14 protein-coding genes are annotated in these 12040 nt (G+C 62.8%); 8 read left to right on the forward strand and 6 right to left on the reverse strand.

Annotated elements, in window-relative coordinates; translation table 11 throughout:
- Window positions 1-120: 120 nt before the first annotated feature.
- From rpsI to BPNPMPFG_RS02145, 4 genes are all read right to left on the reverse strand, one after another.
- The gene (gene rpsI / locus BPNPMPFG_RS02130; protein WP_111545698.1) at window positions 121-603 is read right to left on the reverse strand and encodes a 30S ribosomal protein S9; all 483 of its coding nucleotides are present in this window, start codon (window positions 601-603) and stop codon (window positions 121-123) included.
- Between the two features lies 1 nt (window position 604).
- Window positions 605-1069, reverse strand: a complete 465-nt coding sequence (rplM, locus tag BPNPMPFG_RS02135) for a 50S ribosomal protein L13 (protein WP_013532205.1) — start codon at window positions 1067-1069, stop codon at window positions 605-607.
- Window positions 1070-1429: 360 nt separating this feature from the next.
- Complete coding sequence (locus tag BPNPMPFG_RS02140) at window positions 1430-2263, reverse strand: class I SAM-dependent methyltransferase (RefSeq protein ID WP_258593038.1); 834 nt, start codon at window positions 2261-2263, stop codon at window positions 1430-1432.
- Between the two features lie 204 nt (window positions 2264-2467).
- Window positions 2468-2920, reverse strand: coding sequence for a PaaI family thioesterase (locus tag BPNPMPFG_RS02145; RefSeq protein ID WP_258593039.1), 453 nt, complete (start codon window positions 2918-2920; stop codon window positions 2468-2470).
- Window positions 2921-3072: 152 nt separating this feature from the next.
- Here BPNPMPFG_RS02145 and BPNPMPFG_RS02150 point away from each other — a divergent pair, with 152 nt between their 5' ends.
- The 7 genes from BPNPMPFG_RS02150 (at window position 3073) to BPNPMPFG_RS02180 (ending at window position 8478) form a co-directional block, all read left to right on the forward strand.
- The gene (locus tag BPNPMPFG_RS02150) at window positions 3073-3894 is read left to right on the forward strand and encodes an enoyl-CoA hydratase (protein WP_258593040.1); all 822 of its coding nucleotides are present in this window, start codon (window positions 3073-3075) and stop codon (window positions 3892-3894) included.
- 2 nt (window positions 3895-3896) lie between these two features.
- A complete protein-coding gene (locus BPNPMPFG_RS02155; RefSeq protein ID WP_258593041.1) occupies window positions 3897-4319 on the forward strand; it encodes a VOC family protein in 423 nt (140 codons plus the stop codon).
- A complete protein-coding gene (locus BPNPMPFG_RS02160; protein ID WP_258593042.1) occupies window positions 4319-5095 on the forward strand; it encodes an AAA family ATPase in 777 nt (258 codons plus the stop codon). Before BPNPMPFG_RS02155 ends, BPNPMPFG_RS02160 begins: the two co-directional genes overlap by 1 nt.
- Window positions 5092-5856, forward strand: coding sequence for a GNAT family N-acetyltransferase (locus BPNPMPFG_RS02165; protein WP_258593043.1), 765 nt, complete (start codon window positions 5092-5094; stop codon window positions 5854-5856). Before BPNPMPFG_RS02160 ends, BPNPMPFG_RS02165 begins: the two co-directional genes overlap by 4 nt.
- Window positions 5843-6364, forward strand: coding sequence for a CoA-binding protein (locus BPNPMPFG_RS02170; protein WP_258593044.1), 522 nt, complete (start codon window positions 5843-5845; stop codon window positions 6362-6364). The genes BPNPMPFG_RS02165 and BPNPMPFG_RS02170 overlap by 14 nt, the downstream gene beginning before the upstream one ends.
- Before the next feature lie 144 nt (window positions 6365-6508).
- The gene (locus BPNPMPFG_RS02175; RefSeq protein ID WP_258593045.1) at window positions 6509-7789 is read left to right on the forward strand and encodes an O-acetylhomoserine aminocarboxypropyltransferase; all 1281 of its coding nucleotides are present in this window, start codon (window positions 6509-6511) and stop codon (window positions 7787-7789) included.
- A 314-nt stretch (window positions 7790-8103) separates the two neighbouring features.
- A complete protein-coding gene (locus BPNPMPFG_RS02180) occupies window positions 8104-8478 on the forward strand; it encodes a cupin domain-containing protein (protein WP_258593046.1) in 375 nt (124 codons plus the stop codon).
- Here BPNPMPFG_RS02180 and BPNPMPFG_RS02185 read toward each other — a convergent pair whose 3' ends face one another.
- Window positions 8479-9516, reverse strand: coding sequence for a hypothetical protein (locus BPNPMPFG_RS02185; protein ID WP_258593047.1), 1038 nt, complete (start codon window positions 9514-9516; stop codon window positions 8479-8481). It lies immediately after the preceding gene.
- 48 nt (window positions 9517-9564) lie between these two features.
- Entirely contained in the window at window positions 9565-10815 is a 1251-nt protein-coding gene (locus tag BPNPMPFG_RS02190) for a cytochrome P450 (RefSeq protein ID WP_258593048.1), read from the reverse strand.
- A gap of 118 nt (window positions 10816-10933) precedes the next feature.
- On the opposite strand from BPNPMPFG_RS02190, the gene BPNPMPFG_RS02195 reads away from it, so the two are divergent.
- The gene (locus BPNPMPFG_RS02195) at window positions 10934-12037 is read left to right on the forward strand and encodes an NAD(P)/FAD-dependent oxidoreductase (protein ID WP_258593049.1); all 1104 of its coding nucleotides are present in this window, start codon (window positions 10934-10936) and stop codon (window positions 12035-12037) included.
- Window positions 12038-12040: the final 3 nt, after the last annotated feature.

Genomic DNA, 12040 nt, shown 5'->3' on the forward strand with positions numbered 1-12040 from the left:
TCGCGCCGCAGGCGCGGTGGGGTGACTGCCGAGCCGTAAGCAAAAAGGCCGCCCGAAGGCGGCCTTTCGATCTCGGTAGGTCCTCGACGTAGCGCTTCGAGAACTGGCCCCAAGCGCTTCTTAGCGCTTCGAGAACTGGAAGCTGCGGCGGGCTTTCGCCTTGCCGTACTTCTTGCGCTCGACGACGCGGCTGTCGCGGGTCAGGAAGCCACCCTTCTTGAGCACGGCGCGCAGCGTCGGCTCGTAGTAGGTCAGCGCCTTGGAGATGCCGTGGCGTACCGCGCCGGCCTGGCCGGAGAGACCGCCGCCGATGACGGTGGCGACGATGTCGTACTGGCCCGAACGGTTGGCGGCGATGATCGGCTGGTTGAGGATCATCTGCAGGACCGGACGCGCGAAATAGGTCGCGAATTCCTTGTCGTTGACGACGATCTTGCCGGAACCCGGCTTAACCCAGACGCGCGCAATGGCGTTCTTGCGCTTGCCGGTGGCATAGGCGCGGCCCGACTTGTCGAGCTTCTGGACGTGGACGGGGGCTGCCGGCTGGGTGTTGGTGTTGCCGGTGGCGGCGCCCAGTTCTGCGAGCGAGGAAAGCTCAGCCATCTTATGCGACCTTCTTGTTCTTGGCGTTCAGCTTGGCCACGTCGAGCACGACGGGCTGCTGGGCGACATGCGGATGCTCGGCGCCTGCATAGACGCGCAGGTTCTTCATCTGGCGACGGCCGAGCGGGCCACGCGGCACCATGCGCTCGACGGCCTTCTCGACGACACGCTCGGGGAAACGACCCTCGAGCAGCTGACGCGCGGTGCGCTCCTTGATGCCGCCGGGGTGGCCGGTGTGCCAGTAATAGACCTTGTCGGTGAACTTCTTGCCGGTGAACACCACCTTGTCGGCATTGATGACGATGACGTTGTCGCCGTCGTCGACATGCGGGGTGAAGGTCGGCTTGTGCTTGCCGCGAAGATGATTGGCGATGACAGTGGCGAGACGGCCGACGACGAGACCCTCGGCGTCGATCAGGATCCACTTCTTCACCACATCCGCAGGCTTCTGCGAAAAGGTTGTCATGGTTTTCTGCTTTCGGTTCGGACCTTCATAAGGGAAGGCGTTTCTTGTTGCTTGGATTGGCGATGAGCGCTTGCCCGCCGCCAATAACAAAACGGCGGCCTTTGCGGGCCGCTGCCTCGTGAGGGTTTATAGGCGAGGGTGGGTGTTGCGTCAAGGCGATAGAAAAGTGCGTTGGCGTATAAAATATAGAAAAACCAATAGGTTGATAAAAAGGTATTATTTTACCACATTGAAATGAGTCGACGTGAACAGAACCGAGACAACATGCTGGCGCTATGCCGCGCGATGTTCGGCGAGACCGTAGGCGAGTTGGGATCGACCCGGTAGCGGGTCGCCTATTCCCAGTCCAATCCAACGCTTTTACGCCATACGACAGACCGTAAGGACAAAGAGCTCTCGATAACAGAAGTCAGGCTGGTCGAGCAGCTCGCCCGGATTTTGGCCCAGGCGCTGCCAATAGTTCCGGTCGGCTTCGCTGAGGTCGTAGGTGGCTGAAACGGATGCGAAGTAAGCCAAGAGATCGGCGACATAGGCGCGCGTGAAAGGCGAAACGGGTGCCCAGCGCTCCACGAGCCAACCCTTACGCCATAACGGCGTGACGCCGGCGGCCCGAAGACGAGCGGGCAGCGTCGACCCGCAATCGGTTCCCAGTACCCCCTTGTCGCGGAACGCTTGCAACCGGATCGTCATGAAACGCGAGAGAACGCCCCGGTCGATCGGCAGCATATGAAGCAGAGTCGAGTCGAAGTCCTTGATGGCCAGTGTCCCGCCTGGCTTCAGGACACGGCAAGCTTCCCGGACCGCTTGAACAAACTCGCTCGGAGTCAGGTACTGCATAACGTTGGCCGACCAGACGCAGTCGAAGGAAGCGTCGGCAAAGGGCAATTCAAGAACGTTGCCGGTTTGGGCGTGGATGGCCGGTTCCTGCCCAACGCCCAGTGTCCAGCCCTTCACCCGCGAGATGTTCTCAGGCGCCAGGTCGATCACATCGATTGTTCCGCTCGGGCCAACCAAGTCACGCAAGGCAGGCAAGAAGCCGCCGCCACCGCAGCCGGCGTCCAGAACCGCCCAACCCGGCTGAATGCCTATTGCAAGCAGCGCCTGTTCATACTCAGGACGCGAAGACTCGAAGTGCAAATCAAGCCATTCCGCATTGCTGGCTTCGTGTCCGGTAGAGGAGGAATTCGTTGCCAAGGGGCTCAGTCTCGGTTACCGACCGTGGGTGCTGGCCAAGATTAGTCGGTTGCTTGCCCGGTGGGAAGCTTTCTTGTTGGCCCGGTCCGACTGCCCTCGTCCACGCCGAGCACCATCACACCATCCTGCTGCGCCTGCCTGCTTCGGAGCATACGCAGCTTTGCCGGCATCTGCCGAGGCGGACAGCGAACGCGGTCGGTATTGCTAGGCGGACCGCTTCGGCGGGATCGAATAGGTGCCGGTGGCATGCGCGATCGTGTGGCCGTCCGGGCCGGCGACGATGTCGATGTCGAACACCATCAGGCTCTTTCCCAGCTTCAGGATGCGGCAGTGGCCGTCGATCGGCCCAGCCTCGGCCTTGCGGACGAAGTTGATGTCGAGGTTGACGGTGACCGAAAGCGCGTCCGGCCCGGCATGCGAGAGCACGCAGACGTATCCGCCGATGTCGGCCAGCGTGAACAGCGACGGGCCGGATACGGTTCCGCCGGGGCGCAGATGCCGCTCGTCGGCATTGAGCCGTACGGTGCAACCGCCTGGGAATACGTCGATCGCCTCGTAATGTTTGAACTGCTCGTTGAGTTGGGGATAGACGGTCTCCATCAGCACATTGACTTGGGCTGCGGTTAGCACCGGCTTGAGATTGGTCTGGGCGGGCATGTCGGCCTCTCGTTTTGCGCTAGGCCTGTATGAACGCAGCGCGGCATTTCTGGCAACACTTTCGTCCCCTGGCGCAAGCGATAGGTGTTGGATGAAACCCGATCCGATATTAGATACTCTCCCAACCCCGAGCGGAATCGCGGAGACTTTCCATGGCCGAAATCCTTGCCATCAAGCCTGCTGCCGTTGACGGTCCGGTTGTCGCAAGGCTGGACAAGGGCGTGCTGCGCCTCACACTCGCCAACCCGCCTGCCAACGCTCTGTCGCTGGCGGTGATGGCGGCGGTGACGGCGGAACTCGAGCGCGCCAAGACCGACAAGGCCGTTCGCGTCATCGTTCTGTCGGCGGCCGGCAAGGTGTTTTGCGCCGGCCACGATCTCAAGGAAATGACCGCGCGGCGCGCCGACGCCGATCATGGCAAGGCCTTCTTCGAACAGACCTTCGCCGCTTGCGCTGCGCTGATGCAGGCGATCGTGCGCCATCCCCTGCCTGTGATCGCCGAGGTCGACGGCCTGGCCACCGCCGCCGGGCTGCAACTGGTGGCAAGCTGCGATCTGGCGATCGCCTCGCATGAGGCGACCTTCTGCACGCCGGGCGTCAACATCGGCCTGTTCTGCTCGACGCCGATGGTGGCGTTGTCGCGCAACGTCTCGCGCAAGCATGCGATGGAGATGCTGTTGACCGGCGAGACGATCGACGCGGCGACCGCCAAGGAATTCGGCCTGGTCAACCGCCTCGTGCCACGCGAATATCTGAATCAGATCGTTACCAAATACGCGCAAACCATTGCTTCCAAATCATCTTTGGTGGTCAAGACCGGCAAGGAAGCCTTCTATGCACAGGCCGAGATGGGACTGGCCGACGCCTATGCCTATACCGGTCGGATCATGGTCGAGAACATGCTGGCGCGCGACGCGGAGGAGGGCATTGGCGCCTTCATCGGCAAGCGCAAACCGGAATGGACGGACGAGTAATCGTGGAACCCCGCATCTCCATCATCACCATCGCGACTGACGATCTCGACCGCGCCGTGCGTTTCTACCAGGCGATGGGCCTCACCCGTCATGCCGGCATCACCGACGGTGTCGCCTTCTTCCAGATGGGCGGCGCCATTCTCGGCCTGTTCCCGCGCGAAAGCGCCGAGGAGGATTCGGGGCTGGCCTTCGCCGCAGCACCTTCCGCCGTCTACCTCGCCTACAACACACGCTCAGACGCCGAAGTCGACGAGGTGCTTGCCATGGCGGAAAAAGCCGGCGGGCGTATCGTCAAGCCGGCCGGCCGCGCCTTCTGGGGTGGCTGGTATGGTTACTTCGCTGACGCCGACGGGCACATCTGGGAAGTGGCGCACAATCCTGCCTTTCCGATCGCGGAAGACGGCACGATTTCCCTGCCCGGCTGATGGCTTACCGCAAGCAGCTGACGCGGCTCAGGGCACCCTATCTCAAGCGCATCCTGCTCGATCCCGCGCGGGTCGAGGATTGGGAAAAATACCCCTGGAACCTGCCGCTTTTTCGCGGCCACGATTTCGAACTCGAATTCACCACGCCGATCACCATCATCGTCGGCGAGAACGGCACCGGCAAATCGACGCTGCTCGAGGCGATCGGCGCGCTCGCCGGCTATGACGAAGCGGGCGGCGGCAAGGGCTACCGGCCGGTCGACCATTCCAGCGCCATCGACAAGAGCGGTGCCGCACTGGCAGATACCTTCCGTGGCCACTGGTTGCCGAAGGTCACCGCCGGTTGGTTCTTTCGCGCTGAATCCTTCTATTCCGTGGCTCGTTATCTCGACCATGCGGCGCTGGAGTCTGGTGGCGCGCCGCCGGATTTCCTGTCTTGGTCGCATGGCGAGGGGTTCATCCGCTTCTTCGAGGAACGCTGCCGCAGGCAAGGCATCTACATTCTCGACGAACCCGAGAGCGCACTCTCCCCGTCGCGCCAGATCGAACTGCTCAAGATGCTGCGGCGGATGGACCAGTCGGGCACGGCGCAAGTCATCATGGCGACGCACTCGCCGCTGCTGATGGCCTGTCCCGGCGCGCGGCTGTTCCGGATCAGCAGGTTCGGGCTCGATCCGACCGATTTCAGCGATACCGACCATTTTCGCATGATGCGCGACTTCTGCACCGATCCGCAGGCGTTTATGGAGGAAGCACTGAGGGAGGATGACGCGTGACGGTCGTTGACGATGATCTCAACTGGCGCATCGAGCAGGCCTGTCGCGAGGGCTGGCCGGCTGCCGTCGAGACGGTCGCGGACGGCTGGCTTCTGCGGCGCTCGGGCGGCAGGATACGGCGCACCAATTCCGCGAACCCTTTGCGCGGCAAGCGCGGCGCGCCCGCCAAGGTGATCGACGCCGCCGAGTCCTTCTACATCGGCCACGGCCAGACGCCGCTGTTCCGGGTGCCTGATATCGCCAACGAACTCGAGGCCGCACTCGACCAGCGCGGTTACCAGCCGGAAGGCGGAACGATCCATCTCCATGCCGGGATCAATGACTTGGCACAGGTTCGCGACGAGCAGGTCGCGCTTTCCCAGGTGCCTGGCGAGGACTGGCTCGCGGCGCGTTTCCGCATGGGCGCCTATGATGATACCGATCGCCGCGTCTTTCGCGAGATGACCGGGTTGATCGTCGGCGACCGGGCGTTTGTGTCCTGTGAGCGCGACAGCGAAATTGCCGCCTTGGCCTATGTCGTCATCCGTGATGGCCTGCTTGTGGTGGAATCGGTTGAAACCGACAGCCGCTTCAGGCAGCAGGGCCTGGGCCGCAAGACGGTCGGCGGCCTGATCGACTGGGCGCGGCAGGCGGGTGCATCGGCGGCATGCCTGCAGGTGGTGGCCGATAATGCGCCAGGCCGCGCGCTCTACGCCTCGCTTGGGTTCAACCGTGAACTTTATCGATATCACTACCGCAGGAAGCCGCATGAACCACGATAGTTATGACAACACCTACATCGCCGGCATCCTCAATTCGGTGAAGACCATCGCCATGGTCGGCGCGTCCGCCAACGATGTGCGACCGAGCTATTTCGTGTTGAAATATCTGCTGGCCAAGGGGTTTTTGGTGTTTCCGGTCAACCCCGGCCAGGCCGGCAAGGAAATTCTCGGCCGGATGACCTATGCCAGGCTGGCTGAAATTCCCGAACCGATCGACATGGTCGACGTTTTTCGCGCGGCGACGGCGGTGCCCGGCATTGTCGACGAGGTGTTGCAACTCGATCCCTTGCCGAAAGTCCTCTGGATGCAGCTTGGCGTGCGCCACGACGAGGCAGCCGCGCGCGCCGAAGCCGCCGGCATCAAGGTGGTGATGAACCGCTGCCCCAAGATCGAATATGGCAAGCTGTCCGGCGAGATCGGCTGGACCGGCGTCAACTCCGGCGTGCTGTCTTCGAAGAAGCCGCTGATGCGCTCGGGATTCCAGAGTTTTGGCGTGCGTCAGAAGTAGAAGCAAAATTATTCCGCGGGCCGGCGCATTTTCCCGCACCTCGGCCACAGATCGTTCGCCGAAGGGCATTTTCTTCTTTGCATTCGCGCCCGGCCTTCGCCAAGAATGCCCGGCGATTTCAAGAGTTTCAAAAGGGAGGTTTCGATGACCCGCACGCCCGGTTTCAACACGCTCGCCGTTCATGCCGGCGCCAAGCCCGACCCGGCCACCGGCGCGCGCGCCACGCCGATCTACCAGACGACCTCCTTCGTCTTCGACGATGCCGATCACGCCGCCTCGCTGTTCGGCCTGAAGGCCTTCGGCAACATCTACACCCGCATCATGAACCCGACGCAGGCGGTGCTCGAAGAGCGCATCGCGGCCCTCGAAGGCGGCACGGCGGCACTCGCGGTCGCCTCCGGCCATGCCGCGCAAGTGCTGGTCTTCCACAATCTGATGCAGCCGGGCGACAATTTCGTCGCCGCCAACAAGCTCTATGGCGGTTCGATCAACCAGTTCGGCCATGCCTTCAAGAACTATGGCTGGGAGGTGCGCTGGGCCGACACAAACGACGTCTCGACCTTCGAGAGCCAGATCGACGACAAGACCAAGGCGATCTTCATCGAGAGCCTCGCCAATCCGGGCGGCACGTTCGTCGACATCGAGAAGATCGGCGACATCGCGCGCAAGCATGGCCTGCCGCTGATCGTCGACAACACGCTGGCCTCGCCCTACCTGATCAGGCCGATCGAGCATGGCGCCGACATCGTCGTCCATTCGCTGACCAAGTTCATCGGGGGCCACGGCAATTCGATCGGTGGCGCCATCGTCGATGGCGGCACGTTCGACTGGTCGAAGTCGGGCAAATACCCGATGCTGTCAGAACCGCGCCCCGAATATGGCGGCCTCGTCCTGCACGAAACCTTCGGCAATTTCGCTTTCGCCATTGCCGCGCGCGTGCTTGGCCTGCGCGACCTCGGCCCGGCGATCTCGCCGTTCAACGCCTTCCTCATCCTGACCGGCCTGGAAACCCTGCCGTTGCGCATGCAGCGCCACTGCGACAATGCGGTCACGGTTGCCGCCTGGCTGTCCAACCACCCCAAGGTTGCCTCGGTGAACTACCCCGGCCTGCCCAGCGACAAGAACAATGCATTGCAGAAGAAGTATTCGCCGCTAGGTGCGGGTGCCGTGTTCACCTTCGGTCTCAAGGGCGGCTATGACGCCGGCGTCAAGTTTGTCGAGGCGCTCGAACTGTTCTCGCACCTGGCCAATGTCGGCGACACCAAGTCGCTGGTCATCCATCCGGCCTCGACCACGCACCGCCAGCTTTCCGACGAGCAGAAGGTCAAGGCTGGAGCCGGTCCGGACACCGTGCGGCTCTCCATCGGCATCGAGGACGTCAACGACATCGTCGCCGACCTCGAACAGGCACTTGCCAAGGTTTGATCTTTGCCCTCCCGTTGGGGGAGGGCTATCGCAGTTTGCAGGCCGAGGGTTTCGCTCTACGAATACCCCCACCCCTAACCAACCGGGGCGAGCCACGGGTCTCGCCCGTCCTTCGGACCCCCACAAGGGGGAGGGAGACTCTCGCAGACGCCGATACCCGGCAAGCTACCGAAGTTCGACGCCGAGTGTGATGGATAAAGGCTGCGGCAGCATTCCCTCCCCCTTGTGGGGAGGGTTAGGGTGGGGGTCCTTCTTCGCAAGAATCCATATGGGGAGGGTCGGCGCGCAGCGCCGGGGTGGGGGTGAGCCGGCGCATGCCGGCTCTTTCATGGAGGCAAGTCTTGGCCGCGCTTTACCTGACAATATCGACTGATGGCGTCGAACCCGAATCTGGTGCGCCGGCGCCAGACCGGCTGATCTCGGGCGATCCGAAATTCCGCACCTGGAACGTCGAGGAGCGGGACGGCGGTCTTTACGCCGGCATCTGGGAATCGACCCCGGGCAAGTGGCGCATCGTCTATGACGAATGGGAGTTCTGCCACATCCTGTCCGGCGTTTCGGTGATCGCGGAAGACGGTGGGCAAGCGCGCATGGTACGGGCCGGCGACAGTTTTGTGCTCAGGCCCGGCTTCAGAGGAAGCTGGGAAGTGCTTGAAACGACTCGCAAGGAGTATGTGATCAAGCTTTGATCACTTCCCCGGGAACTGGCTCAGGCAAGCCTCCGACGCCTTGTCATGGAAGATCAGGGCGTCGGCGTCCTGTGCCTCGACGTCCGCATCGGAAATCTCGTTGCGATAATATTGCGCCAGGAGATCGAGCCCCTCCTGGCTGATGCCCTGGGTCGGCATCTCGCGCGCCAGGCAGCCGCAGAGGCCGAGCGCACGGTCCGGCGAGCCAATTTTGTGGTTGGTGAGGATGAAATCCTGCGCCGGACAGGCATCGAGGAAGCCGTCGAAATTCAGCTTCTGCTGCGCCTGGTCGCCATGGTTGAAATAGGCCGGCGGCCATTGGCTCTTGCCGCTGGCGACATCACAGCCGGTGCCGACATCCTCGGCATTTTTCAGCAGCGCCTGCCAGGCAATCTCTTTCCCGCCCGTTGGATATTCGAAATTCTCGCCCAGCGACGCCGTGTACATGTCGAGATCGGGCTGCGTGAAGCTGGTTGCCTGAAACCGGTTGAATTGGCATTGGCATGCAGCGCTGACGCGTTCGGCTTCGCCCTCTGCCGGCTGCTCGCTGGACTTGCTTTTCTGGCAGGCTGCCAGGAAGGCTGCGCCATCGAGCGACGAGGCAGGAAATGTCGAGGCGTCGACATAGCGCTTTCCGTCCCAGCCGATCGTCATCTGGTCGGACTGGATGTCGAGAAAGCCGTTCCGCTTGAAGGCGCTGAGCCCGATCTTGTCCGGCGGCACCAGCCTTGCACCGGGAATGTCGCCGAGAACCTCCTGATAGCTGTCGCCTTCCAGGACGAACAGGAAGTTGCCGCAATGGATGCCGTCGCAGTCCGGCGCATAGCGATAGGCAAAGATCTCCGGAAAACCGTCGAGGTTGAGATCGACCTCGACGGCAAAGGATGTCGGCGGCAGGTCCTTCGATCCGGTCTGCCGCTCCAGCAGAATCGCCGCCATTTTCCGGGCGATGGCCATGCTGTTTTCCCACGGAATGTTTTCCGGCTGTTGCTGGGCAGCCACCGGAGATACGCATATCAGCGCCATTGCGAACGCCATCGCCGGTCTCGAAAACAACCTCATGTCGCAGCCCCAGGCCCGCTATCGTCAGAAGCTGACGGCGAGCGTTTCCAGCCCATGGAAGTGGTAAGTGTCGCGGAAGCGCGGCTGTTCGGCAAGATGGAGCTTTGGGTGCCGGTTGAACAAGGTTTTCAGCGACACCTGCAGTTCGAGCCGGGCCAGCGGCGCGCCGATGCAGAAATGAATGCCGGCGCCGAAGGACACGTTCTTCTGGTCCGCACGATCCGGGTTGAAGGCGAGCGGATCAGTGAAGGCGCGCGGATCATGATTGGCCATGCCAAGCAGCAGCCCGATCGTCTGGCCCGGCCGCACGACGATACCGGGGACGATTTCGACTTCCTGATAGGCGTAGCGCGTGAACATGTGCAGCGGCGCGTCGAAGCGCAGGCATTCCTCGACTGTCGCAGCGGTCGCTTCGGGTGAGCCGAAGAAGCGGCGCGGGTCGCCGCCTTGCGCCAGGATCGAGCGCACGGCATTGCCGGTCTGATGCACGGTCGCTTCGTGGCCGGCATTGAGCAGCAGGATCGCCGAGGACACCATCTCGTCTTCCGACAGTTTCTGGCCGTCCTCCTGCGCCGAGATCAGCAGCGACAGCAGGTCGTCGCCGGGGTGCCTGCGCCTCTCAGCGACATAGCCACGCAGGAATTCGGAAAACTCGCCAGCGGCGCGGTTGGCCGTTTCCTCGGTTTCGCGTGTGCGGCCATGCATGTACATGGCAACCATCTGGTGCGACCAGCCGAGCAGCTGTGGCCCCATCTCGACCGGCACGCCGAGCATTTCGGCAATGATGGTGATCGGCAGGGGAGCCGCGAAGGCGGGCAGCAGGTCGACGGCTCCGCCCGTGTCGAAACGGTCGATCAACTCGTTGGCGAGCGCTTCGACACGCGGCCGCAACCGTTCTACCTGGCGCGAAACGAAGGCACGGTTGACCAGCGTTCTCAGCCGCGTGTGCACCGGCGGCTCCAGTTCCAGCATCGAATTGGCCTCGATGCCGTCGAATGCCTTGAGATGGCTGCGGTCCTGGTCAACGCCGCGACTGTCTGGAATGCCAGCCGGGTTCTGGCGGCCGAAGCGGCGGTCGCGCAGCAGCCGGTTGACGTCTTCGAAGCCGCCAAAGCACCAGATGCCGAACTCTTCCCAGAAGAATGCATTCGATGTGCCGTGCAGAAAGGCATAGGCCTTGTATGGATCCTGGAAGAAGGCAGGCTCGTGCGGGTCAAGCCTGAGGTGACGGGTGGCTGGATCAAAGGCCAGGGTGGGTGGTGTCGATTTGGTCATGCCAGACCAATAGCGCGGCTTGCCAGCCCGATTCCAGACCGTATGTTGCGGCCAGTGAACTAATGTTGGCGGCCCAATGCGTTGAGCCGGCCGATATGGCTGCGGAAAGACTAACCTGATGAATGTGATCGTTGTCGGCGCGGGTATTGCCGGTCTCTCCACGGCGTGGTCGCTGGTCAAGGCTGGCCACAGCGTTTCCATCGTCGAGCAGGGACCGATCCCCAATCCGCTGGCCGCATCGGGTGACCATCACCGCATCATCCGCCGCGCCTACCGGGCCGGCACCGGCTATGGCCGGCTGATCACCGAAGCCTATCAGGCCTGGGACGAGATGTGGGCCGATCTCGGCGAAAGCCACCTCGATGCGCGTGGATTTGTCTGCATTTCGCGCGAGCCCGGCGACGAGGCCGAGGAATACCGCGAGGGTCTGGAGGAGGGGAATTTCCCGTTCGAATTGCTGGAGCCGGCCGCCGCCACGGAACGCTGGCCGTTCCTTGAAGCCGGCTCGCTCCGCTACGCCTATTTTTCGACCGAAGGCGGCGCGCTGCATTGCCGCAAGATCGCGTCCGGCCTCGCCAAATGGCTGCGGACCAATGGCGCCAATGTCTACGAACACAGCAAGGTCACCGCGATCGACGCCGAGGCTGGCCACATCGTGCTCGAAAGCGGCGAGACGATGCAGGCTGACCGCGTCGTCGTCGCTGCCGGCGCCTGGGTGCTGAAACTGTTTCCGGAACTGGATGGCGAACTGAAGACCTATCGAACCGCACTTGCCTACGTCGAACCGCCGGCCGACCTCAAGGCGGCCTGGGACGCGGCACCGGTCGTCCTCGATGTTGGCGGCGCGGTCGATGGCTACGTGATCCCGCCCTCCGGCGGCGCCGGCATGAAATTCGGCTCCGGACTGCATAGGGTGCCGACCAGCGACGCCGACTGGAACCGTGACCCGGTAGCCGGCGAGGGCGAGGCGATCCGCAACCTGTTTTCGCCGCCGATCGCCCGTATTGACGAGTACAAGGTCACCGAGGTGGTCACTTGCGCCTATACCTTCACCGCCGACGAGAAATTCATGGCGCATGAAAAGGACAAGTGCCTGATCGTCTCGGCCTGTTCCGGCCATGGCTACAAGTTCGGCGCCGCCGTCGGCAGGCGTGTTGCGGCCGCCATTGGTGATGGCGATATCGCCGGCCTGAAGCGCTGGCTGCGGGCGGAGGTCGCCTGAACG

Origin of the sequence: Mesorhizobium sp. AR07 (assembly GCF_024746815.1) — a bacterium.
In the GTDB taxonomy this organism is placed as follows: Bacteria; Pseudomonadota; Alphaproteobacteria; order Rhizobiales; family Rhizobiaceae; genus Mesorhizobium.